We start from the raw sequence: 25,378 nt of genomic DNA on the forward strand, positions 1-25,378 counted from the left end.
AGAAAAAATTTCTACTTTCACTTAAAGACTCAAAGATTATTTTTATTTTAATCTTTTAAAAAAAGCTATTTAAACTGATTATAAAGATTTATATAAATTAATTATGATTTTTTCCAATATAAATAAATACTATTGTAAATTTCTACTGCCACTTTTCTTATAAAGTGGATAGGTCTAAATATCCACATTACTCTACCCAATAAAATTGCTGTTTTAGTCTTTTTGTTCTTGAAGATAAAACTTATAAGAACAGTTAAATAAAGAGATAAAAGCTGCTCTATTCTTAATAACTGAATAATTGGATGATTAATAAATGATATAACGTGATTTTTATTTATGGCAATCAAGTTGTTTATTAAATCGATATTAGCATATCTATATTCTGACATAGATATTGACTCGGAAGTCCTGTAATTAACTGTTATAGAATTTAAAAAATATAGTTTGTATCCACTATCTGTAAATTTTAGCCAAAGAGGTAGGTCTTCTATTGTTTTATAACGCTTGTCAGCATATCCTACATCGATTAAAGCATTTCTATTAATAAATGATGTGGGCGCTATATTAAAGCTAAATACTTTTAACAAATTATTTTGTTCTGCGCTATCCTTTTTGAAAAAATTAATATCATGTGGACTAGGTGTGACTTTATCAATATTACCAAACCATCTCATTTTAGAAAAAAGAACTTTGCATTCTGGATGTGTATTTATATACTTAATATTGGCATTAATACAGTAAGTTTCAAGTATGTCATCACCAGCAATTGTCTTTATCCATTCAGAGTTAGAAGATTTCCATACTGTATTACAATTTTCTGTCACACCCATATTCACTAAGTTTTTAATAAAATCCACTTTAAAAAAGGATTCTTCGTTTACATCTAGCCACTCTTCAATGATTCTAACAGTGTTATCTTTTGAAGCATCGTCTGAAATAATTAGTTCTATATTTTGAACACCATAATCCTGATTCAAGATACTGTTGAGAGTTTCTATAATAGTGTCTGATGAATTATACGTAATAACAGCAATTGAGATATTCATAATTTATTTTGCCATTTCAAATTTAAATATTTTACACATAAATAATTCATAAAAGTATAGAAAATCTTAATAAGTATTATTATATTTAAATATATATAATGATTTCTATATAATCAGAGAAAATTAAGCGCTTTTTAGTGCTTTAAACACGAATAAACCCATCACTAGCCAATAAAATGCATAATTTACTAAGTATGCTATTGATACGCCTTCAAAACCAAAAATCGTAGTACATAAATAAGTTAAAATCACTAACGAAACCGAAAATATGATTTCGGTGACGATAAATAACTTAGTCATTGCTTTACTTAGCATCAGGTAAGCTAGTATCCAACTACCAATCTTAAGAGAATCACCAATCATCTGCCATAAGAATAAGTCACGCATAGGTAAAAAGGCATCGGTAAACAACAACCCAATTATCCAATCTCTTAATAGATAAACCAGTACTCCTCCTAACAAAGCAACTGGGAAAATGACTTTATATCCTAGATACACTTCTTTTTTAATATCACTTATGGCTGATAATTCTGACAATCTTGGTAAATAATAAACTCCTAAAGTAGTAGTCACCAGCATTAAATAAGCCCCACTAAGACGAATCATAGCTTCCCAATAACCAGCATACTCTATACCAAACTCACCTGTCATATAGGTACGAATGGCAATTTGCGATAGAGGGACGCAAAGTGCACTGGTTAATGCCATGAGTGCAAAGCCTGCAAACTTTCTCGTAATATCTGGGTCTATCTTGCCAAACAGATATTTAAATTTGAACCAGTCAGCTTTATAGCATAATACTAAAGTCACTAGAAATGCTGTCGATTGATATATCGACAATGCTATTAGTGCTCCATATAAGCCAAACTTAAATGCTAAAACACCCGTTATAACTAGAGAGAATAAACTACCAATAATATTAGCAATAACAAGTTTAAGTATTTCTTTTTTACCATTTAATATCGCCAGAAATAGCGCATTAAAATTAAAGAATAGTAAGAAAACTGCAAACCATACGAATACAGATTGAAATTCAGCTGTTTGAAATATATAAATAGACAGTTGCTTTTGTAATATTAGTATAAGAAAAGCAATCATTATACTAAATAGCAGTACGATACTTCCTGCAGTTCGCCAAATAGCTCTCTGTCGGTTCTCATTTTCATAATATTGTGCTGTATATTTGATAACCGCTGTGTTTATCGCTCCACCAGCAAAGCTTGTCACTATCTGAATAAAGTTTTGAAATTGACCTATAACGGCATAACCAGAAGGGCCGACATATACCGCAAGTACTTTATTTAAAATAAACATAGTAACGGTCTTAATAAGGACCGCTATACCATTAAGGGCACTAGTTTTGAGTAAATTCATTTATAACTGGAACTCACTACATTTTTGAATGACTATGTTTACGTCTTCCATAGTCATGGTAGGTCCAATAGGCAAACTCAATACCTCTGCATGAAAGCCTTCAGAAATAGGATAATTCATCTCATTCCATTCTTTATATGCAGGCTGTTGATGCGGTGGCACTGGATAATGAATGAGTGTCTGAACGCCATTATCAGCTAAGTATTTCTGCAATTCATCTCTACGCTCACAGCGAATAACAAAGACATGCCAAACATGAGCGCTATCATTTTCTTTAGTAGGCAATATAATTGTTTTATTATTAATACCTTTGAGATATTCATTCGCGACTTTACGACGATGGGCAATCTCATTATCTAAATGGTTTAGTTTCACATTAAGCATCGCGGCTTGGATCTCATCTAACCGACTATTGACACCTTGAAAAAGGTTTTTATATTTTTCATGTGAGCCATAATTACGTAACGCACGCAAAGTATTAGCCAGCTCTTCATCATTCGTCGTGATTGCACCCGCATCACCTAATGCACCAAGGTTTTTGCCGGGGTAAAAACTAAAACCTGATGCATCTCCCCAACTCCCTGCTCTCTTACCATCAATAGAGGCGCCATGTGCTTGCGCAGAGTCTTCTAAAACCAACAACTCATGACGTTTAGCAATATCCATAATAGCTGGCATATCTGCTAACTGACCATATAAATGCACAGGAAGTATAGCTTTTGTTCTGCTAGTAATAGCCGTTTCAATTTTTTTAGGATCGATATTGAAGCTGTCTATACACGGCTCAACTAAAATAGGCGTTAGATTATTAGCACTAATCGCTAATATGCTGGCTATATAAGTATTAGACGGTACGATAACTTCATCACCCTCTTTGAGCTTACCTAATTCTTTCCAAGCACGAAGAGTAAGAATAAGCGCATCTAAACCGTTGGCCACACCTATTGCATGTTTTGTCCCGCAGTAATTAGCAAATTGCTGCTCAAATTGTTCGAGCTCACTACCGCCGATATACCAGCCTGAGTCAATAACACGAGTACAAGCATCTACAAGCTCATCACGATACTGGGCGTTAATTGCTTTTAGATCAAGAAAAGGGATCATTTATACATATCCTTTAATAACGGCAGGGTTGCCTACCATAATTGCGTTTTCTGGAACATTCTTAGTCACAACGGCCCCAGCACCCACCAATGCATTTTTTCCAATGGTAATACCAGGTAAAAGAGTGGCATTAGCGCCAATGCTTGCTCCTTCCTCTACAATGGTTTTTGGAAATTCATCTGGATATTGCTTTGAGCGCGGCTTCTTATCATTCGTAAAAGTGACACAAGGACCAATAAAAACATCATCTTTTAAAGTAATACCGTCCCATATATAGACGCCTGATTTAACCGTCACGTTATTCCCGATTACAACATCATTTTCAATCAAGGTATGCGCACAAATATTACAGTTTTCTCCAATAACTGCTTTAGGAAGAATAACACTATACTGCCAGATTTTAGTTTTTTGACCTATCGTAGTTGACATAACATCAGACAATGGATGTATGAAAGGCTTATTAACTTCATTCATAAACTCATCATAATCACGAATATAATCCGCTTCATCATACTGTGCACTTGCCAATACCAACATCACGCAATCTTCGCTAAAGTCATGCATTTCATGCCAAATCATGGGTGGAATCATTAAACCCACATTAGATTTATCAATGCGCACTTGCTGCTTTTCTACGCCATTATCCATTATCATATTGCAGCTACCTTTTATACAAAAAGCTAACTGCATAAGTTCTTTATGGGCATGAAATCCACGGGGAACATCAGGTTTGGCATCTAATATGTAATAAAACCTTTTAACCTCAAAAGGGACGTTTTTATTAGATTCAGCTACTATGAGCGAACCTCGATCATCTCCCAGATTTGGTAGCTCAACCCATTCTATTAGGCTCATCACTTATCCTCTGCTAAAGAGATTAGGTACTGACCATACGCATTTTTGCTCATCGATTGACCAATATCGGAAACCTGCTGTTTGGTCAGCCAGCCGTTATTGAGGGCAATTTCTTCTAAGCAAGCAACCTTATAGCCTTGACGCTTTTCGATAGTCTCCACAAACTGCGCAGCTTCTAGCAAACTCTCATGTGTACCCGTATCTAGCCAAGCAAATCCACGACCTAGTAGTTCCACACTTAGATCACCACGTTCCATATACATCTGATTGACCGTAGTAATCTCGACTTCGCCTCGTTCAGAAGGCTTTACCTTCTTCGCAATCTCTATGACATCGTTATCATAGAAATATAAACCAGTTACTGCATAATTAGATTTAGGCTTGACAGGCTTTTCTTCTATTGAAATCGCGCGCTTATCTTCATCAAATGCCACGACGCCAAAACGCTCTGGATCTTTAACTTGATAGCCAAAGACGGTTGCGCCTTTTTGACGATTAACCGCTTGACGGAGCAATGGAGTAAATCCTTGACCATAAAAGATATTATCCCCAAGCACTAAGCAGACATTACTATCACCAATAAAGTCTTCACCGATAATAAACGCTTGCGCCAAACCATCTGGACTTGGCTGAATGGCATAGCTGATATCGATGCCAAGCTCTTGACCATCTCCAAGTAGACGCTTAAAACCATCTATGTCATCTGGTGTGCTGATAATAAGCACCTCACGAATACCTGCGAGCATCAATACCGATAACGGATAATAAATCATCGGTTTATCATAGATAGGTAACAGCTGCTTAGAAATACCCTTGGTAATGGGATAAAGACGCGTACCTGAGCCGCCTGCTAAAATAATACCTTTTGTATTCATTACTCACCTGCTCCTAGTCTTTCACGTTGGTAGCTGCCATCTTGAACGCGACTACACCAGTCCATATTGTTCAAATACCATTCGACTGTTTTTCTGATACCGCTATCAAACGTTTCGGTCGGCGTCCAATTTAATTCGTTGGCAATTTTGCTTGCATCAATGGCATAACGCAGGTCATGCCCTGGGCGGTCTTTTACGAATGTGATTAATGACTCATATTGAGTACCATCAGCCCGAGGCTGTAATTCATCCAAGATGCGACAGATTGTTTTCACCACTTCAATATTTTGCTTTTCGTTATGCCCGCCGATATTATAAGTTTCACCCACTTCACCTTCAGTGACCACTTTATATAATGCACGTGCATGATCTTCTACAAATAACCAATCCCGTATTTGATTGCCTTTACCATATATAGGCAAAGCTTTACCATCTAAAGCATTTAAGATAACCAACGGAATAAGCTTTTCAGGGAAATGGTAAGGACCGTAATTATTAGAGCAGTTAGTGACTAATATAGGGAAACCATAGGTACGATGCCAGGCGCGAACTAGATGGTCTGAGCTGGCTTTAGACGCAGAATAAGGTGAACTTGGAGCATAAGGCGTAGTTTCAGTAAATAAATCAGTCGTGCCTTCTAAATCGCCATACACCTCATCAGTTGATATATGATGAAATCGAAAAGCTTGTTTGCGAGTTTCTGGAAGTGTACTCCAGTAATCACGGGCGACTTCTAGTAAATTGTAAGTACCAACTATATTAGTATGGATAAATTCATCAGGCCCGTCAATAGAACGATCGACATGTGATTCAGCAGCGAGGTGCATCACAATATCAGGTTGATGCTCAGCGAAAACATGGTTAAGTTCATTTACATCACAGATATCTACTTGCTCAAAAGCATAACGCTCATTATCGCTTACACTGATAAGCGACTCAAGGTTACCGGCGTAAGTGAGCTTATCAAGATTAATGACACTATCTTGAGTATTACTAATAATATGACGTATCACTGCAGAACCAATAAAGCCTGCGCCACCTGTAACCAATATTTTCATGAAAAAACCTATTTTTTTATATTCAAAAATACATTAATCGCTTTTATATGTTTGTTGCTTAATATCTAAAATCATTTTTCTAAATGGCTTTATCTTGTTGCCTATGTATTTACTTTATAGCCCGCTACAAACTGCTTAAACTGCAGCTTTAGCCAAGGGACATCAAATTGCTTTTGCTTTTCAGTAAGCTCAAATAGTACTTTTTCAATATCAGCTAATGGGAAGCTATGCTCTATTGCTTGCATAATGAGAGGATGGTTAGTTGATTCAACATTATCTTCACCAATGATCAGCTCTTCATACAACTTTTCCCCTGCACGTAGTCCAGTAAAAATCACTTCAATATCACCATTTGGATGCGCGGCATCCTTAACATCAAAGCCACTTAAATGTATCATTCTATGCGCGAGGTCAACAATCTTAACTGGCTCACCCATATCTAGTACAAAGACTTCACCGCCCAATGCCATCGCGCCTGCTTGAATCACCAAATTTGCAGCTTCTGGAATGGTCATAAAATAACGTGTAACATCAGGATGGGTCACGGTGATAGGAAGACCTTTTTGGATTTGCTTAGTAAACACTGGTACGACAGAACCAGATGAACCCAATACATTGCCAAAGCGCACCATACTGATACAGGTCTGGCTATCTATCTGACTTAAAGCTTGGCAGACCAACTCTGCTAAACGCTTAGAAGCACCCATCACATTGGTCGGTCGCACGGCTTTATCTGTAGAGATAAGTACAAATGTCTCAACATTCGCTTTAATAGCAGCGCGCGCACAATGATAAGTGCCTTTAGTATTGTTGATAACGCCTTCAAAAGGATTGTGCTCTACCATAGGAACGTGTTTATAAGCAGCCGCATGATAGACTGTCTGTATGCTGTATAGCTTAAATATTCTCAGCAAATTGTCTTCATTTGTTACACTACCGATGACAGCGACGACTTCAATATCTTGATAAATAGAATCATTAGCTTGTTTCGCTATTAGTTCCTGATGAATACTATACAGTGCGAATTCAGATAGCTCATAGAGTACAATACATTTTGGCTGATTTTTAATCACTTGGCGACATAATTCGCTACCGATAGATCCACCAGCACCCGTCACTAGTATGCACTTATCTTTAATATTCAACTGCAATAGCTTCGCATCTGGCTCGACAGTCTGCCGATCTAGTACGTCTAGAATATCAACTTTACGCATACTGCTGACAGTGACTTTTTCGTCGGCGATTTCTTCTAAGCTTGGTAGCTCTTTTATTTTGATAGCAATGCCAGATAATTTATCTATAATCTGCCTTTTTTGCCCACGGCTTATAGAAGGAATAGCCAAGAAAACCTGCGCAATCTCAAGTTCATCGACCAAACTTACCAACCTATGAGCAGGATAAATCTTTTTACCAAGTAAATAAGCACCAGTGAGCTGCGGATCATCATCAATATAGGCCACTACATTATATTTATGAGAGTTTTTCAAACCTTCTAAAAGCTCTTTACCTGCCTCTCCTGCTCCATAAATAACAACGTTATCATAGTCATCATACTTATATTGCGGCCTTTGCCCTTGCCATCTTGCTAATAATTCTCTAATTGTTAAGCGGCTATTCCATAGCCATATAAAAAATAGAAACAGATATAAGATAGGTACTGCACGAGGGATACCTGGTAGTAATTTAAAATATAAAACGGTTTGGGCGACAATGATGAGTACAAAGAAAAGTTGTAATACGCTACCCATCATCGCATCAAAGAACCCACGTGCCACGCCATTATAAAATCCAATAGCATATAGGCATAATACTGGAATTAATGCACTGACGCTTAATAGCCACAAACTTACATGATGGTCTAGATATCCATAGCGCGCAGCAACGGCCAAGAAAAGACAAACTACTGACATGATAAAATCAGCAAACATCAAAATACTACGCTTAATGCCTCGAGGTAGGCTCAACAATATACTAGCAGTACGTTCAGCGAAACTATTAGACTGTATAAAAGAGATCTTATCTTCTTTCGAGATTGTTTTCGGATCTATTGACATAACAGGCAACTATTTTGTTTAAATACTAACAAGCAAGGCAATACAAGATGATCAAAATACATCAGTTATTATTGCCATAAGCATAATTATAATGATAACTATATTTGCTCAAAATGCCTTGTTGTACATCATTTAAGATAATACCATCTACTTTTATATTAGCTTTATTCATCTGATTTACAGCGTAGACCAATTGTCCTTCTATAGAATCATCGTATCGTGTCACCATCAGTACTTTGTCAGCATGCTGCGCTAATATCATAGCGTCAGAAGCTGCCAATATCGGTGGTGAGTCGATAATAATATAATCATAATGAAGATTTAACTCAGTCATCAAGTGATCGAAGCTACCATTAGCTAATAGCGACGCCGGATTGCGAGGATGTTCGCCCCGTGGCATAAAATCAATATTATCAATACCTGTTGAATGGATAAAGCTTGCTAAATGACTAGATTCTTGAACAGCATCAATTTTTACTAGCTGAGTTTTATCTCTTGATAAATGTGTCGTATCTTGCGTTAAATAATCCGCCAGACCATTATGTTGGTCCATATTAAACACTTTATGCAATTCGCCCAAACGCATATCTGCATCTATAATTAAGGTTTTTTTATCCAATTGAGCAAATACTTCTGTCAGGTTAGAGGAGATAAAAGACTTACCTACTCCCGGACTTTCACCAGTAATTAAGATAACTTTGGCACGCTGACCAGCTCTTCCTTGGGTTGGCATCCCAAACATAAGGTTGGTACGTAAGCTTTTAATGGCTTCGTAACTTAAGCTGTTATTATCTGCATAGGCAAGTAGTCGATTGGGTGATTTTTTTCTACCCAGCCTAGTCAATATTGGTGAACGTGGAATTGTAGCAATAACAGGTACGCCTGTCTTAGCTTCAAGACGCTCAGGATCTTTGACCACGTTTCTGAGCATGTTTTTAACAAGCACTAACATCGTACCAAGCATAGTACCTAGTAAAGTAGCCAATACCCAAATCAACAGTTTTTTCGGTGCAATCGCTTTAAAAGTATTAATCGGTAGATCGATAATACGTGCATAACCAATTTGTCCAGCTCTAACGATTTTTAACTGTTCGTAATTTTTTAGTAAAGTTAAATATATTTCTCTATTAATAGCGGTATCAGCAGAGAGTTGTAAAAACTCTCTTTGTATTTCAGGCAACCCTAAAATGGTATTATCTATGTCTTGCTTTCTACTATTGAGCACTTTGAGCTGTTCATTGATTTGAATGACTAATGGATGCTCTTCTGTATAGTATGTAGTCAAATCAGCTTTCTTAAGCTTAAGCTCATTAAGCTGGACATCAATTTGCGAGTTCTCTGTTAACAACAGCTCAGCTTCTTTACTAACATCAATCGTGCCATACTTTTTACGGAATCTATTAAATACTTCTTCAGACTCTTCCAATTTTTTCTTTAATGTTGGAATCTGAGTTTCCATGAAATTAATAGTTTGAGTAGTTTCCTCAGAGCCGCGTGATTGATTTTGATCTACATAGGATACAATAATTTGTTTTAATATCGATGTAACCTGTTGTTGATTAGGGCCTGTCATCGACATCTCAATGATGCCTGTTTGCTTGCCTTTTTCAACTACAGAAAGCACATTATTAATATCATTTGTTGTATTATGTAATGACTGCTTAGTAATATTAATAGGGTAGCCATCAGCTGGGAGGCTATTTACTGTAATGTGAATCTGACCTTCTGTGCCTCTAAACTGATGCGCTTGACCAATCTGACCTTTAAAATCATCAAAACCATTGCTTAATACAAACCCTGTTGCAGATCGTGTCAAAGTAAATGTTTGATTTAGGTAGTCTGGTGAGACATTAAATTGACTGACTTGTACTTCACCATCCTGTGTTTTAAGTGAAACGCCTTCAGGTTTATTGATTTGAGTAGGCGTAACAGCATTTTTTATTCTATCAACATAGCCGATAGTAGGATCAGTAAGCTTTATACGCAGATGCAGTAAATTCACAACAGGCTCTAATATCATACGAGATCTAATGAGCTCTGCCTCTGTTTGAGCCTTACTAGCTTCTGATCCTATCAGCTCAGAGATATCCGAACCTAATGCAGAAATACCCTTTGACTGCTCATCTATCTGGATCAATGCATCTGATTGAAAAGTAGGGTTTACATACCGACTATACAAGATACCGACTATCAAACCCAAAACAGCAAAAAATACAATGGTTTTCCAGCCACGTAAAATGGCAAAAAGTAGCGCCATTAAGTCGATTTCGTCATTGTCTTCTTTAGAGGCAGAGTTTGATACATTCTTCGAATCTGTATTCATAACGGTAGGTTCATCACTTGAGGTAATCGTTTAGTATTAGTCTTTTATAATAATTATTTATTCACAATAGCCACTTAGCTAACTTTATCGGCCCATTGCTTTATACCTTCAACAATGTCTTGATGTGCAGTCTCGAATGCACTTATCTCATGCTTATAAGGATCAGCAATGTCTTTATTTATCCAATGACCTAGTTTAAAGGTTTTACCACGGCAAAAAGGCCAGCGTTCTTCAATCCACTTAGTTTGACCGTCTGACATAGTGAAAATAAGATCCACTTTTTTTGCTAACTGCTCATCAATTTGCTTAGCAATATGACTGGTAATATCAATCTGCTGTTTTGACATAATCTCTAGGGCAGCAGGATCAGCAGGATGACCAACCAAAGCACCCACACCTGCAGAGTCAATAATTTTATTAGGAAAACGCTGCTTTAGCAGTGCTTCTGCCATTGGACTACGACAAATATTACCCACACACACAACTAGAATATGATCAAATGCCATGATAACTATTACCTATTATTTATAGACCAGAAAGAACGCTGATTGCTGAGGTAGATGGTAGTAGTGCACTAATGACACGATTCCAACGCGTTAAGCCAGTAGGATCGACGTATACGATATCATTGGCACGCATCTCAAAACGATTGGCAAGCGCAAAACTGGTAATTGTCTGCATATCAACATAATAAATATCTGTCGTTTTTGTATTAAGGTTGTCGCGGACGACATATATCTTAGCAGCATTAGCAGTATTAGAATCAAGACCCTTTGATTCACCTAATACTTGTGCCAAACTGATGCCTTGTTCTCTGATAGGTACAGGTTCTACACGTCCAAATTCTCCTAGAACATATACTTTATTACGGTCTTGACTATTAACGTGGATAGAATCGCCATCTTGAAGATAGATTTGATTGGCAGAAGCCCCTAGCTGGCGTAAGGATTGAAGTCCAATATTGTAGTTGACGCCTTTACGATTGAACACGATATTGTTTGAATCACCTGCAGGCGTTGCACCACCGGCCATAGAAATCGCAGTGTATAGCGAGACTGGTGAATCATTAATCGCAAATTCGCCAGGCTGTTTAACTTCACCATCAATAAAAAACTTATTACCACGGTAGTTAACAATTTTAACCTGCGGGTCTGAATATTTAAGATAACGCTGTAGCTGTTTCTGTAAATTAGCGGTGAACTGCGTCACACTCATATTACTGGCTTTGATACGTCCAACAAGTGGAAACTGAACAAACCCCTGCTGATCAACAGGAAAACCTGCTGCATAAGGATTAGTAACATCTCCAGCTGGTAAAGGAGTTATATTAGGATAGCCTGTAAGTACAATACTTAAGATATCTCCTTCAGAAATACGATATTCTGCTCGACCGGAGTTTCTTATTAACTGACTTAAGTTGCTGTTTGGAAGGGCTGCTTGTTTTGGTGGTAATGTCGCTAGGTTTAGCGGTTGAATATTAAAATGAAGGCCGTTTTCAGCGATGAATGCGCCACTTGGTGGCAGCTCACCTGCTTGAAGACCTGCATTGATACTAGAGCAACCTGAAACCATACCCACTATCAACAGACACGTTATACCTAGTAACTTTGATGAATTAAAAAACATAAAAAGACCTTTGTAAATCATAGATATAAGTAGCGTCTAGCATTAAAACATCAGACAGCCATATCAAAGCGTTGCATTATGTGCAAAAAAACAAAACCATAATAACATAGGTGGTTAAATTTTGAACCATAATCATGTATTTTTGATGGAAATTACGATTTATCAGAAAATGGGTTATATGGAAAAATCCTAATATTTAGCAAAAATTATCGTATAGTTATTGCTCATATAAATTATAAAAAATCTTTTCTCATTTATTTAACTAACCAATTTAAACCGACAAATGATATGAAAATTATTTACCTTATTCAGATATTAAAGTGGAAAATTATTAAACATAATATCTATAACCCTTAGAAATAGCGTATAATATGCAGTCCAAATTTATACATTGAGAAATGTAAACCCACCGATTCTAGGAAATCGTTATGAAAGATGAAAAATTACAGAAAGCACTTGCCCGTATGGGACTTGGTTCACGTCGTCAGATGGAAGAAGTCATTAAAGCAGGTCGTGTAACTGTTAATAATGGTCCGGCAACCATTGGTGATCGTGTTGAACAAGGTGATGAGATTCGCGTTGATGGTCGTCAGATTAAATATACTGCCGAAAATGAGAAACGTCGCCGCGTTTTAGCTTATTACAAGCCTGAAGGCGAAGTGTGCTCAGCCAATGATCCAGAAGGTCGTCCTACCGTATTTGAACGTTTGCCAAAGCTGACTCATGATCGTTGGGTTATGGTAGGTCGCTTGGATATCAACTCAACTGGTCTATTATTATTTACTAACGATGGTGAAATGGCGCATCGTTTGATGCATCCTTCTAGCGAAGTGACCCGCGAATATGCCGTACGTGTACTGGGCGATGTTACCCCAGATATGGCACGAGCGATGACAACAGGTGTCATGTTAGAAGATGGCTTGGCTAAGTTTGAAGACATCAAAGAAGGCGGCGGTGAAGGCGTCAACAAGTGGCATCATGTGCAGCTTAAAGAAGGTCGTAACCGTGAAGTACGCCGCCTATTTGAATCCCAAGGTCTTAAAGTCAGTCGTCTATTACGTACGAGCTACGGTAATATTGCGTTGCCGAAAGAGCTGCGTACAGGTCGCTTCTTAGAGCTGGATAGAAAAGATATTAATACGTTAACAGACCTAGTGAGCTTACGCCCGCGTTATGGTACAGGTCTCCATGGTGCTGCTAAAGAAAAGCAAGAGCGTATCAGAAATAAACCGCTGAAAGCACGTCGTACTGACACTCGTGGCGACAATCGCAACAGTACTAGTAGCGTAAAACCAAAAAGCAGTGCAAGTCCTGCCAGTCGCGGCACCCGTAATACCCGTGACCGCAACGATAAACGCTAATATGTTTTAGATTTAGCATAATTAATAAAAAGCTGCCAATGATACATAATCATTGGCAGCTTTTTTGTACGTGGCATTAATAAGTATTCTCTAGCCACTGACATATTAGTGATTATGACTATCAATATAGCTTTTCATTACCCGCATATCCTGTAATTGCTGCTGCTCCATTTGTTCTAATAAGCTATCTAAGCGTTGTTCTATATTATCTAATACGTCTTGAAGCAACTTGCCAGCTTCATCTCGTGATTGATTATTAATGCTTTTAGCATTTGATTTAATAATCGTCAGTTGATAATAACTACTGAGTAGTTTAGGTAAACGTGTATGCAGTATCTTATGCAATACGAACTGTGCCTCAGTGATTTCAGGCATCTTTTCTTGTGACTTTAGCTCTACCTGATAGTCATAATAACTGGCTACCTTTTCATCAATATGTTGTAGCTGGCTTAGCTGATTATCTGCTAAAGCTTTAAGATGCTTTTTATTAAGATTTAATTGTTGCCAGCTTATATTAGATAACGATAATGGTGCATTAGCATTTTGATAAATAAGTACACCTGGCGTAATACCAACCGCTTTATGAAAAGCATGCCAGCCTTTTCTACTTAGATAGAAGAGGCTCATTGTCGTTATGACACCAACGCCTATTAATACACTCATAGCCATTTACTCGTAATCGTTCAACCGTCATTGATTCTCTTAACTATTTACTACTCTCTATCTCATATCCTTACTAACAGTATCGTCCGCAAGTTTTTTGATCGTCTCTACTTCATCAGCATGGTCAAACAACTGCGTATCTATATCTACATTAGGATTATCAAAACGCTGTTGTAAATATCGATTGGTTACTAGCAGTTTTTGTCCATCTTGATGATAAGATGCATTAAGCAGTTCATCAAACTGGGTGTTAATAGTTCCCAATATATCCAACAGCGCTTCTTTACCAGTGACATCAGAATGCTTAATTTTAGTATTATCAGCAAGTGCGCCATCCCCCACATCTAAGTCATGCAAACGGCGATAATCTGCTACTGCTTGTGGTACATGTTTATCCATCAGATTTTGAATGGTAATATAAGTTTCGTTAACTGCATCGCTATCATCTATTTTGCCATCATTATTGGTATCACCATAAATAAGTCTCAGCTTTTCACCTTTTTCATTAATTTGGGTCAATGCAGCTTTAACATCAACTGGTAAGCTTTTCTCAGGAATATAACCCAATTGCGGCATTGCTTTATACGCTAGCATTTTGGGTGCTGTCACCTTTTTGATACCACGATAGCCTAAATACAGACCTGCTGCGGGTAGCACTCCATATAAAACAAACATGACAAGTATCGCAGTGATTTGAGTCATAAAATTATCCTTATTATTTAATAGTATTAATTGGCAAATTTATTATTATTCTTGATATGGTTGCTCCACTTTTGCAATAACACAGCGCTACTATGATCAATTTTCTTGCTTACTGTGCCTACGCAGACAGAGGCTGCGAAAATTAATCCTAGTAGCACTTTATAATATTCATATTTCTCTTATTTAAGACTGAATATAGTGTTTAATGATTTTATTAAACAAAAAAATAAGGCTCTATTAAAGCCCTATATTGTTATGCATTGAGTTGTTTGTGTTTGCTGATGCTTATTTTTTAGCAGAACAAGAAACTGGCGCCTAATTTTGCGTACGGCTTTTGACATAACGATGGGTTGAAGCCAGACGATTCATCACCGTTTGATGCAGCTCCTCTAACAATTCATCAAGCTCATAATCAATCTCTAAAAACAAATCCGTCAGCATATCGCCTGCGGTCATTTTACCCTGTACTACATTATTCTTCGTACGATGTGGGCTAAAGCGCTGAAGCTGCTCATAATGACGCAAGGCTTCTGGAATACTTTCAGATATCAGCTTATCAATGACAAATTGCCGCTCATTATGTTGCTGCTTTTGCTCTTCATTGAGCTCACTACTCCACTCGCGATAGCGTTTTAGTTTGCTATTAATTCTATCTAATATAGCAACTGCTTCAATCGGCATGGCATTTAGTGTGGCTGCATCGACCACATTCACAAGCTCAGTCATAATTGGACAGCGTCCATGTTTAAGAAACCATAAGGTATCTGGGTCAAAAGGTGGTCTATTACTCGGTCGCATTTGAGCACGATTGGACAAATAACGATCGGTCAATGGCGTCGGTGCACGAATATCAGACACTTGCGCTAAAGCATCACAAATACGTTCGGTACGCTGCGGCTCAGTAAGCGGTGAAGCATTAGGCGGTGAAGCATTAGGCGGTGAATTATTGCCATCTTCTTGCTTATCACCACTATTACGATGGGCAGTATCATTTTTATTATTAGTAAGTTTATTGGCAGCCGCTTGCTGAGCATTTTTAGCAGCGGCGGTTGGCAGGTCATCGTGTGCTTGCCCAAATGACTGTAGCATTCTTGTCAAACTTATGACCATAACTTACCCTGCTCCTCGCCCATTTACTGATTGCATTTGACCATTCAATCCCTTATCTTAACAGCTTTTTGCCATACTACCAGTAAGCAAACGTCAGCATTTTTAAAGGATAAGACAGCCATCATGAATATCACCGATTACAGTTCTGGTTTTTTGCTTGGCTTATCCCTGATTATCGCTATTGGTTCACAAAATGCCTTTGTTCTAAAACAAGGACTGAAACGCGAGCACATATTTTTTGTATGTCTGTTCTGCGCCGTCAGTGATGCGTTGTTGATTTCAGCTGGCGTTGGCGGTTTTGGCGCGGTAACGGCACGCTACCCGCAAGTGGTCAATATTGCCAAGGTCGCGGGCGTCATATTCTTATTAGGTTATGGACTGCAAAGCTTGTATGCCAGTATGCGCTTATCACACGCACTTACCGTCGATGGACAAGTCGTCACCAGCCTAAAAAAGGCATTATTACTATGCTTTGGTTTTACATGGCTCAATCCACACGTCTATTTAGATACCTTGGTGCTGGTCGGTATGGTTTCAACAGGAGCCAGTAGTAAGCTTGCCTTTGCAGTAGGAGCGGTCAGCGCTTCATTCTGCTTCTTCTTTGCACTCGGCTATGGCGCACGGTTACTCAAACCTTTATTTGCCAAACCAAAAGCGTGGAATATCCTTGACGCCTTAGTCGGCGTATTGATGCTATATTTGGCTTGGCATTTATACCAAAGCTAAAACAGAGCTTTCTACTCAAGAGCCTTTATCCAAAAAAAATACACCGCTTAAAAAACAGAAAAACCAAATACTGTTAAAAAAGTATTTGGTTTTTTGAGCTATTAAATCGCTTTTATAGACTAAAAAACTAAATCAAATCAGGAAATAGTGTACGTAGCCCGTTAACGATAATTTCGATAGCAACTGCCGCCAATAGCATACCCATGATTCGACTCATAATATTAAGCCCTGTATCACCCAATAAGCGACTGATACGACCAGCTGCCATCAATGCCAAATAACAAAATAAACTGATAAACAAACCCGCAATCAAAATGGCAGATATTTGCAAGATGCCGGAAACTTGTGATGAGTAGATAATAACGGTTGAAATACCACCCGGTCCAATCATCATAGGAATAGCAATCGGCACAACCGCGGCTGCCATCGTTGGCGGCGCACCTTGGAGATGGTCAACATCGAAGTTTTCTTGATCAGGCTTAACCGGATTACCATCGCCATTCATCATATTGAGAGCGATTAGAAACACTAAGATACCACCTGCTAACTGAAACGAGCCGATTGAAATACCCAAGACTTTGAGGAGCGTTTCGCCTGCTAAGGTGAAGAAACTGATAGTAATAAAAATGGTCAGACAAGCAACACGCGCTACTTTACGTCGATTATTCATTGAATAACCACGCGTTGAATCTAAAAACAATGTCAATGCGCTAAAGGGGTTAATCAACACCATAAAGGCTAGGATTATCTTAATAATTTCAGTATTCACTGAGCGCTCGCTTGTCTATTAGTCAAATCGGGCAAAAAACAAGGCCATCGTGCAAGTGCATCAATGACCTAATAGTCGGTAGCAGCGGCATTGTAGCATAGGCAGATAAGCCTATTAAATCATTAACTTCGCTTAATTCCTACACCTTACCAAATCCATAGGATATCGATACAAATCTGCCCTTTTAATAGAAGGTTAATTCTCTATTAAACTTCATTAAAACAAGTCTATATAGTTGATCCATTTTTAAAAGAGTACAGCACTGCTGGAGTTAATTATTCGCAGCCTCTGTCTGCGCAGACACAGCAAGCAAGAAAAAGTAACCCCAGCAGTGCTTTATAACATTTGCACTTCTTCTGTTTGGGACTCACTATACTTAGACCAAGCGTTAAAGCTAAACGCTAAAATCCAAACCAATATCTAATGCAGTCGTGCTGTGGGTCAAATAACCCATCGCGATAAAATCAACACCCGTTTTTGCGACGGCTTGCACTGTTTCAGGGGTGATACCACCTGATGCTTCGGTTTTAGCGCGACCTTTACACATAGCGACTGCCTGCGACAATATCTCAGGCGCCATATTATCTAATAGCACTAAGCTCACACCAGCCTCTAGTGCTTGCTCTAACTGTGCTAATGTATCGACTTCCACTTCGATTGGAATCAGATGCCCAGCAAATTCTTGCGCTTGCGCAATCGCTGTTTTAATATCACCTGCGATGGCAATATGGTTGTCTTTAATTAAAATCGCATCGTCCAATCCTAAACGATGATTGCGCCCGCCGCCGCAGCGTACCGCATATTTTTGTACAATACGTAAACCTGGAATGGTTTTACGCGTACAAGTAATTTGCGCTGGATATACTGCCACGCTATCAACAATCTTCTTAGTATCTGTCGCAATACCGCTAAGATGAGTCATAAAGTTAAGTGCCGTACGCTCTGCTGTCAGCAAATTACGCGCATTGCCGCGCACAGTTGCTAATACCGCGCCAGCTTCGACCGTTTCACCATCATGGACTTGAGCAACGAATTCTATCTGCTCATCAATCAAAGCAAAAGATAAGCGTGCTAAATCCATACCACATATCACGCCTGCTTGCCTTGCCTTAATCTGTAATTGCGCTTGCATATCGGCTGGAATGGTCGCTTGTGAAGTGACATCACCACGTCTGCCCAAATCTTCTGTTAATGCCGTTTCAACCAACGGTTTAAGCAATAATTCAGCCAGTGCTGGCTCTCGTTTAACTGTCATTTTTAGCCCTTATTATGCTTATATTCTGAATATATATTATTTAAACTCAAAATGAGCATAAATATAACGCAAAGTTTATTGTCTCGCAAGAAAATATCCTAAATTAAAATTTTCGATAAATTTATTGGGTTTGGCAATGATAGAGGCTGATAACGATTGGGCGACTATTTACGTTTTGGCAATTTGCTATCCATCAGCAAACTTTGCAATTCAATATCATGGCGAAAACGATAAAGTTTAGCGGGACGACCACGCTGGGCGCTACTACTCTGCCCTGTTTCTAGCACAAGATTTTGCGATTCTAGCAGCCGGCGGAAGTTTTGCTTATGTAAGCGCACACCCGATAGTGCTTCGACACTCTGCTGCAACTGCGACAAGGTGAATTTATCTGGCATCAAACCAAAGATAAGCGGTCGATATTCAATTTTTGCGCGCAACCTTGAGATAGCAGTCGCAATTACTCGGCGATGGTCATAGTACATAGGCGACCCTATAAGCTGTGACCAGTTATCAGGTAATTTAGACACATTATCAGATTGAGCATTAGACAAATAGCTTGGTGGATAGGTCGGTGCTTCTGCAATAAGACCTGCTTCATACAACATCTCATAACGCAGAAGGACATGTTCTGCAATCCATTCCCTATTCTCGTATTCTTTGTCATTTATCAGCTGATCGTTGCTCTCTGCATTTGAATGCGCGCTTTTATTTTTAGAGCAATTATTTAGAATCGTCTCACTGACGCCCCAACACAGACCAATACGCTGACGCCGGCGCTGCTGAATCTCCACCTTTTTTGCAGCATCTGCCCAACGTAATAATGCCGGTACGATATAGTCCATAATGATAGCTGGCATACCATCTAAGTGATTTTCCCATGGGAAATAATCATACCAATCACGCCATAATGCTTGGCTTTGTAATTGCGTCTGCGTCTCTTGCACCAAACCCAAATAGCTGACGTAAACCAGCGCATGACCATCATCATTGCGTCTATTGGTATCGACAAAGGTATATAGCTGTTCCAAATAACCAAGTGGCTGCTGCGTTTGCTCTTCAACCCATTGGCGCACACCTGCTTGCAACGAGCGATGTAATGGCATGAGGGGACCATTGGGCAATAGCTTGCCTTGATCAACAGTTAAAACGCGCGCCGTGTGCTCGGTAATCGCGACCAGCACTGCGACAACCTCAGTCGTACCGCTACCTTGTTGATGGGCGTGTGAATAAGACAACGTCATGACGTTAATGATTACCTTTTATTTTAATTATGAAATATAGCTCAACTGCTAAGCCATTGACCATATGCTCAGTTTGACATACTCCCGCCACTTTCGAAAAGCTCAAGTATGGGATTCTAAAAGCGTTAGCTCTTAGGTGACTTTCTCACGAGTGTCACAAGTTTTCTGTTTCATCGGGCGACCTTTACTGCATCCTCCCTCCACAGACAAAGCGGCATGTCCTGCCGCTAATATATTACGCGCAGCATTGAAATCTGCGTTCGCAATATAACCACATTTGACGCACTCAAATCTTGACTGAGTTTGTCTGTTTTCTTTAGCAACATGTTGGCACTCAAAGCAGGTTTGGCTGGTAAATCTTGAGCTTACTTTGATCAGCAACCCACCGCGCCAATGCTGTTTATACTCAAGCATATCAAGCGCCATGCCCCAACCTTGATCCAAAATTGATTTATTCAATCCCGCCTTGGCTTTGACATTACGTCCTTTGTTTTCCATCGACCCGCTGGCTGATTTCGACATATTACTGACTTTTAAATCTTCAACGACAATCATGGCTTGGCTTTTGCTGAGTGTGGTTGTGATTTTATGCAAGTAGTCATGGCGAACATTGGCGATATGATGATGCAATTTTTGAATCTTACCATTTTGCTTTTTCCAGTTTTCACTGAATTTCACTTTCTTTGCCAGCTGGCGCTGCAATCTAGCAAGTTTCACTTGATTGGCTTTGAAGCTATTCTTTGGTTTGATGGTCGCACCGTTTGAGGTGGTGATCAGCTTTGTGATGCCCAAATCCAAACCTAGTGCGCTGGTAGCAGGGTGTCGTGGATTTTCAACCTCGCTTTCAGTGCCAAACGATACGTACCAGTGCCCCGATTTCTTGCTAATGGTAACGTTTTTGATGGTGCCGATAATATCTTGCGACTTTCTAAATTTCACCAAACCAATGCCATTAGGCAGTTTGATACGATTGCCCTCAATGCGGCAGTATTTATCAAACTGTACCAATCTGATTGAATCTCGGCCATCGGATTTGCGCTTAAATCTTGGCATCAACGGGCGTAGCTGAATTTCTGTGCCATCAGCTAATTTAAAGAACTTGGCTTTCTTAGGTTTCTTCTTATTTTCTTTTAACCTAATATGAACTTTAGGATCAAAGAAACGCGACCAAGCCGATGCTAGATCACGAATCTTTTGCTGTAAGGATACCGCATTTGAGTGGGTTTTTAAGAACTCAAAATCAGGATTATTCTTAACCTCCATGATTTTATTAACGAGATTGGTCGCATTAATAAACTCATTTTTAGCAAACATCTCAAGCGAGATTGCCAGCATTTGATTCCAAACAAAACGCGCAGAGCCAACAAGGTTATTTAGAATAACCTGTTGCTCCGCATTAGGCTCAAGCCTAAATTTGTACGCCTTGTTGATCTTCATAAATACTCTCTTTATTAATGAGTATGTATTTGATATTATCAATATAATGCTAGCATTTAAGAGTTTTTATTGCAATGAGTGAGATATACAAAAATCGCCATGCTGCCTTCAATCTTCATGTTCACTTGATTTTTATTATCAAGTATCGAAAGAAGGTGCTTGGCGAGGTACATCACAATTATTTCCATGAGTGTGTCACCGAGATATGCAAAAAATTCGATGCCGAACTAAAGGAGTGTAATGGCGAGGCTGATCATATTCACATGCTTATTCAGTACCCACCAACCGTGCAATTGAGCAGGTTGGTTAATAACCTGAAGTCAGTCACAAGTAGACGAATGAGGGGTGAATTTTTGGATTTAAGAAGGGCTTATTCCAAGCCTGTACTTTGGTCTCGCTCATATTTTGCAGGGTCTTGTGGTGGGGCGTCATTGGAGGTTATTAAGCAGTATATTCAAAATCAACAAGGCTAAAAACAAATACGAAATTCACCCTAGCTCGGTTGGAGTACTCTTTCGCTTTTTGACAGCTTGAATCGATGCTTATCATAGCTTGTGGTTGTAATTATACAAAATGAGTCCTGCATAAATAATAAACGTATAAAAAATTTCTTGTGTTTATGCTCAAAATGAGCATAATTAAACCAGTGTATTTTTTAGCGCTATTTACTTGACCCACTTTTAACGGCAATTGACGTGTCGTTATTGCATGAAAGGTTTGCACTTATGAAAACGTATCCGTATGACGCACCGATTATGAGTGCCGATAATCGCATTGCCACGCAAATGAATATCGAATATGCCAAAGCAAAAATGCCCGCAGACTTGCCGCGTAGTGAGCGACTGCAAGTTGAAGAAAATATTAAGCAGTTGTTAAAAGAGCATAACGCCGTCTTAGTCGCGCATTATTATGTCGATCCTTTTATTCAGGATTTGGCATTGGCAACGGGCGGTTGTGTTGGTGATTCGCTTGAGATGGCGCGTTTTGGTCAGGCGCATAGTGCACAAACACTGGTAGTTGCAGGTGTACGCTTTATGGGTGAGTCGGCAAAGATACTCAGTATGGAAAAAACAGTACTGATGCCAGACTTAGAAGCAGAATGCTCGCTTGATTTGGGCTGTCCTGCCGACGAATTTTCTGCCTTTTGTGATGCGTATCCTGAGCGTACCGTAGTGGTCTACGCCAATACCAGTGCGGCAGTAAAAGCACGGGCTGATTGGGTAGTAACTTCGTCAGTTGGTATCGATATCATTCGTCATTTGCATGAACAAGGCGAGCCTATCATTTGGGGTCCGGATAGACACTTAGGTAAATACATTGCCCGTGAGACTGGGGCAGATATGCTGCTATGGCAAGGTTCATGTATGGTGCATAATGAGTTTAAAGCCACTGAGCTTGAACAATTAAAAGCTGAACATCCGACAGCGAAAGTCTTGGTACATCCTGAATCTCCAGATAGTGTCGTGGCGCTTGCCGACGTGGTTGGCTCGACCAGTAAGCTATTGCAATCCACCTATGAGATGGATGCTGATACCTTTATCGTCGCAACTGACTTGGGTATCTTGCATGAGATGCAAAAGCGCTCGCCAAACAAGCGCTTCTTGGCTGCACCGACTGCGGGCGAAAGTGCAAGCTGCAAGAGCTGTGCGTTTTGTCCATGGATGGCGATGAATGGTCTACAAGGTATCGAGCAATGCTTGATTAATAATAGCGGTGAAGTATTAATGACGGCTGAGCTCGCAGCGGCAGCTAGAAAGCCATTACAACGTATGCTCGATTTTGCTGAGTCGCAGAAGCAACGCGTGACAGCAAGCGGCGATATCGTCAAAGACCGTGCATTGTTTGCAAATGTTGGAGCAGCATAATATGAGCGCGAGCTGGTTAAATAACTGTAATGTGCATCAGATCCCTGATGCTGTCGTGATAACGGATGTACTTATCGTTGGTGCTGGGCTTGCAGGATTAAGCACTGCGCTTGCTTTACCAGAGTCGCTGAGCATTACCATATTAAGCAAAGCTGCATTGGAAGTTTGCTCAAGCCATTACGCCCAAGGCGGTATCGCCGCAAGCTTGGACAAAAATGATTCGGTAGCTGACCATATCGCCGATACGCTAATCGCTGGTGCAGGATTATGTGCAGCGGATAATACGACAAACATCCTCAGCGCTGGACAACAAGCGGTTCAATGGCTATGTGAACAAGGCGTACCCTTTACTCAGATTCCTCAAGCTAACAAAAAATACAATACTGAGCAAAAAGTCTTCACTAAATTGCAAACTGCCGACTTACATCTAACCAAGGAAGGCGGTCATGGCTGCAGACGCGTTGCCCATGCTGATGATGCAACGGGTCGACATATCATGGAGGCCTTGACTATAAAAGTGCAAGCCGCTTCCAATATCACTATGTTGCCCTACCATGAAGCACTGTATTTATTAACTGACAACAGTGATAACCGTTGCCAAGGGGCACAAGTTTTTGATCATACTATTCAGCGCCAAATCACCTTTCATAGTCGCGCCGTTGTCTTAGCCAGTGGTGGTTTAGGGCAATTATTTCAACGAGCCAGCGCGCCCAACGTCTGTGTCGGTGATGGCGTTATGATGGCATGGCAAGCAGGCTGCCGTTTGGCAAATTTAGAATTCATCCAATTTCATCCGACTGGTCTAGCACTAGGAGATAGCAGTTTTTTGATTTCTGAAGCTTTACGCGGTGAAGGTGGACGCTTATATTGTCCAAAAACTGGCACACGCTTTATGCTAGAGATTGACGCACGTGCAGAGTTAGCACCGCGAGATATCGTCGCCCGTGCCATCGCTGAGCAGATTAATAAGAATGGACTTGGCTACGTTCATCTTGACGTCAGTCACTTACCAGCGGAATTTTTGCAAGAGCATTTCCCTCAGATTTATCAAACACTATTAGCACTTGATATTGATATAACTAAAGAGCCAATTCCGGTTGCCCCAACCGCCCATTATAGCTGTGGCGGCGTGATCACTGATGCTAATGGCGTAACCGATGTAGAAGGTCTTTATGCCGCTGGTGAAGTCGCTTATACAGGCTTACATGGGGCAAATCGCTTGGCAAGTAATTCATTATTGGAATGCGTGGTGGTTGGGCGTAATATCGCCGCTAACTTGCCTCGCTATTTAAAAACATTAGAGAATTTAGATACTGCTGCCATTTATGAGCGCTCATATTTACCAACATCTACCATTTGGACACCACCAACACTCAAAGATATTCAAGCCATTACGCTCTCTTCTTTTATTACACGTCCATTGACTTCAGCTGATTACGAGGACACTGATAGCAATATAGATACTAATAATCAGGCTAGCAAAATCATTACAGAATTAAAATTTTTAATGACCTCATATATGGGTATTACTCGCACTGCCGAATCATTAGAGCAAATATTGATACAGACACAGCAATGGCAACAGTGGCTTGAAAAATCTGAGTTAAGTCAGCCCAATATAAATGCTTCAGACGACGCTATGACCACTGATAAACTTGCACACTTTCAATTAGCAAGACAGTTACAATTAGCGACTTTAATCGTTCAGTCTGCTTGGCAGCGCCTTGAAAGTCGTGGCGGACACTATCGTAAAGACTATCCCAACCTAGCAGCCACTGCTCGCATTAGTGTGATTGAGCCATTATCAAATCAAGCTATTCGCCCAATAATTGGTATCAATAATCCCATTTCAGAAATTCAGAAACATCATAAATCTGTCCAATCCGAACAAGCAGTATAGTGGCTTTATATTCAATCAATGCGGCACTGCTGGT

Annotated in this window: 22 protein-coding genes; 5 read left to right on the plus strand and 17 right to left on the minus strand. The window is 39.5% G+C overall.

All coding sequences use genetic code 11. The features are described from left to right. Positions 1-101 precede the first annotated feature (101 nt). The 10 genes from OEG80_RS09465 to OEG80_RS09510 all read right to left on the minus strand — a co-directional run bounded on the left by OEG80_RS09465 (position 102) and on the right by OEG80_RS09510 (position 12,315). Positions 102-1,046: a glycosyltransferase family 2 protein gene (locus tag OEG80_RS09465; protein ID WP_263240533.1), complete on the minus strand. Its 945-nt coding sequence runs from the start codon at positions 1,044-1,046 to the stop codon at positions 102-104. Positions 1,047-1,169: 123 nt separating this feature from the next. Beyond that, on the minus strand, positions 1,170-2,420 hold the full coding sequence (locus OEG80_RS09470) for an O-antigen translocase (protein WP_263240535.1): 1,251 nt from the start codon (positions 2,418-2,420) through the stop codon (positions 1,170-1,172). Next, on the minus strand, positions 2,421-3,524 hold the full coding sequence (locus OEG80_RS09475; protein ID WP_263240538.1) for a DegT/DnrJ/EryC1/StrS family aminotransferase: 1,104 nt from the start codon (positions 3,522-3,524) through the stop codon (positions 2,421-2,423). Further along, entirely contained in the window at positions 3,525-4,379 is an 855-nt protein-coding gene (locus tag OEG80_RS09480) for a WxcM-like domain-containing protein (protein ID WP_263240540.1), read from the minus strand. Further along, positions 4,379-5,254: a glucose-1-phosphate thymidylyltransferase RfbA gene (gene rfbA, locus OEG80_RS09485; protein ID WP_263240541.1), complete on the minus strand. Its 876-nt coding sequence runs from the start codon at positions 5,252-5,254 to the stop codon at positions 4,379-4,381. The genes OEG80_RS09480 and rfbA overlap by 1 nt, the downstream gene beginning before the upstream one ends. Beyond that, complete coding sequence (gene rfbB / locus OEG80_RS09490) at positions 5,254-6,312, minus strand: dTDP-glucose 4,6-dehydratase (protein ID WP_263240544.1); 1,059 nt, start codon at positions 6,310-6,312, stop codon at positions 5,254-5,256. Before rfbB ends, rfbA begins: the two co-directional genes overlap by 1 nt. Before the next feature lie 101 nt (positions 6,313-6,413). Continuing rightward, complete coding sequence (locus OEG80_RS09495) at positions 6,414-8,366, minus strand: polysaccharide biosynthesis protein (RefSeq protein ID WP_263240546.1); 1,953 nt, start codon at positions 8,364-8,366, stop codon at positions 6,414-6,416. A gap of 61 nt (positions 8,367-8,427) precedes the next feature. Next, positions 8,428-10,689 carry a polysaccharide biosynthesis tyrosine autokinase gene (locus OEG80_RS09500; protein ID WP_263240549.1) on the minus strand — a complete coding sequence of 754 codons (2,262 nt, stop codon included), beginning with the start codon at positions 10,687-10,689 and terminating at the stop codon, positions 8,428-8,430. Between the two features lie 74 nt (positions 10,690-10,763). Then, positions 10,764-11,195: a low molecular weight protein-tyrosine-phosphatase gene (locus tag OEG80_RS09505; protein ID WP_149409809.1), complete on the minus strand. Its 432-nt coding sequence runs from the start codon at positions 11,193-11,195 to the stop codon at positions 10,764-10,766. Positions 11,196-11,214: 19 nt separating this feature from the next. After that, complete coding sequence (locus OEG80_RS09510; protein ID WP_263240552.1) at positions 11,215-12,315, minus strand: polysaccharide biosynthesis/export family protein; 1,101 nt, start codon at positions 12,313-12,315, stop codon at positions 11,215-11,217. A gap of 428 nt (positions 12,316-12,743) precedes the next feature. Between OEG80_RS09510 and rluB the strand changes: the two genes are divergently transcribed. Further along, on the plus strand, positions 12,744-13,676 hold the full coding sequence (gene rluB / locus OEG80_RS09515; RefSeq protein WP_263240553.1) for a 23S rRNA pseudouridine(2605) synthase RluB: 933 nt from the start codon (positions 12,744-12,746) through the stop codon (positions 13,674-13,676). Positions 13,677-13,781: 105 nt separating this feature from the next. Here the strand turns inward: rluB and OEG80_RS09520 are convergent, their stop codons facing one another. From OEG80_RS09520 to OEG80_RS09530, 3 genes are all read right to left on the minus strand, one after another. Continuing rightward, complete coding sequence (locus tag OEG80_RS09520) at positions 13,782-14,339, minus strand: hypothetical protein (RefSeq protein WP_263240557.1); 558 nt, start codon at positions 14,337-14,339, stop codon at positions 13,782-13,784. A gap of 57 nt (positions 14,340-14,396) precedes the next feature. Beyond that, complete coding sequence (locus OEG80_RS09525) at positions 14,397-15,041, minus strand: hypothetical protein (protein WP_263240560.1); 645 nt, start codon at positions 15,039-15,041, stop codon at positions 14,397-14,399. Positions 15,042-15,356: 315 nt separating this feature from the next. Continuing rightward, a complete protein-coding gene (locus tag OEG80_RS09530) occupies positions 15,357-16,130 on the minus strand; it encodes a hypothetical protein (protein WP_263242497.1) in 774 nt (257 codons plus the stop codon). A gap of 144 nt (positions 16,131-16,274) precedes the next feature. Between OEG80_RS09530 and OEG80_RS09535 the strand changes: the two genes are divergently transcribed. Further along, positions 16,275-16,877 (plus strand): LysE/ArgO family amino acid transporter, encoded by a 603-nt coding sequence (locus tag OEG80_RS09535; protein ID WP_263240563.1) that lies wholly within the window; start codon positions 16,275-16,277, stop codon positions 16,875-16,877. Between the two features lie 127 nt (positions 16,878-17,004). On the opposite strand, the gene OEG80_RS09540 is transcribed toward OEG80_RS09535, so the two are convergent. The 4 genes from OEG80_RS09540 to OEG80_RS09555 all read right to left on the minus strand — a co-directional run bounded on the left by OEG80_RS09540 (position 17,005) and on the right by OEG80_RS09555 (position 21,579). After that, entirely contained in the window at positions 17,005-17,646 is a 642-nt protein-coding gene (locus tag OEG80_RS09540) for a MarC family protein (protein WP_083759462.1), read from the minus strand. 394 nt (positions 17,647-18,040) lie between these two features. Beyond that, on the minus strand, positions 18,041-18,901 hold the full coding sequence (gene nadC / locus OEG80_RS09545; protein WP_263240591.1) for a carboxylating nicotinate-nucleotide diphosphorylase: 861 nt from the start codon (positions 18,899-18,901) through the stop codon (positions 18,041-18,043). A 164-nt stretch (positions 18,902-19,065) separates the two neighbouring features. Further along, on the minus strand, positions 19,066-20,142 hold the full coding sequence (locus tag OEG80_RS09550) for an NUDIX hydrolase (RefSeq protein WP_263240593.1): 1,077 nt from the start codon (positions 20,140-20,142) through the stop codon (positions 19,066-19,068). A 132-nt stretch (positions 20,143-20,274) separates the two neighbouring features. Then, a complete protein-coding gene (locus OEG80_RS09555) occupies positions 20,275-21,579 on the minus strand; it encodes an RNA-guided endonuclease InsQ/TnpB family protein (protein WP_263240595.1) in 1,305 nt (434 codons plus the stop codon). A gap of 74 nt (positions 21,580-21,653) precedes the next feature. Here OEG80_RS09555 and tnpA point away from each other — a divergent pair, with 74 nt between their 5' ends. From tnpA to nadB, 3 genes are all read left to right on the plus strand, one after another. After that, complete coding sequence (gene tnpA / locus OEG80_RS09560) at positions 21,654-22,052, plus strand: IS200/IS605 family transposase (protein WP_263240597.1); 399 nt, start codon at positions 21,654-21,656, stop codon at positions 22,050-22,052. 252 nt (positions 22,053-22,304) lie between these two features. Next, positions 22,305-23,444, plus strand: a complete 1,140-nt coding sequence (gene nadA, locus OEG80_RS09565) for a quinolinate synthase NadA (protein WP_442792431.1) — start codon at positions 22,305-22,307, stop codon at positions 23,442-23,444. A 1-nt stretch (position 23,445) separates the two neighbouring features. Further along, a complete protein-coding gene (nadB, locus tag OEG80_RS09570; protein WP_263240599.1) occupies positions 23,446-25,344 on the plus strand; it encodes an L-aspartate oxidase in 1,899 nt (632 codons plus the stop codon). Positions 25,345-25,378 lie beyond the last annotated feature (34 nt).

Source organism: Psychrobacter sp. SC65A.3 (assembly GCF_025642195.1).
In the GTDB taxonomy this organism is placed as follows: Bacteria; Pseudomonadota; Gammaproteobacteria; order Pseudomonadales; family Moraxellaceae; genus Psychrobacter; species Psychrobacter cryohalolentis.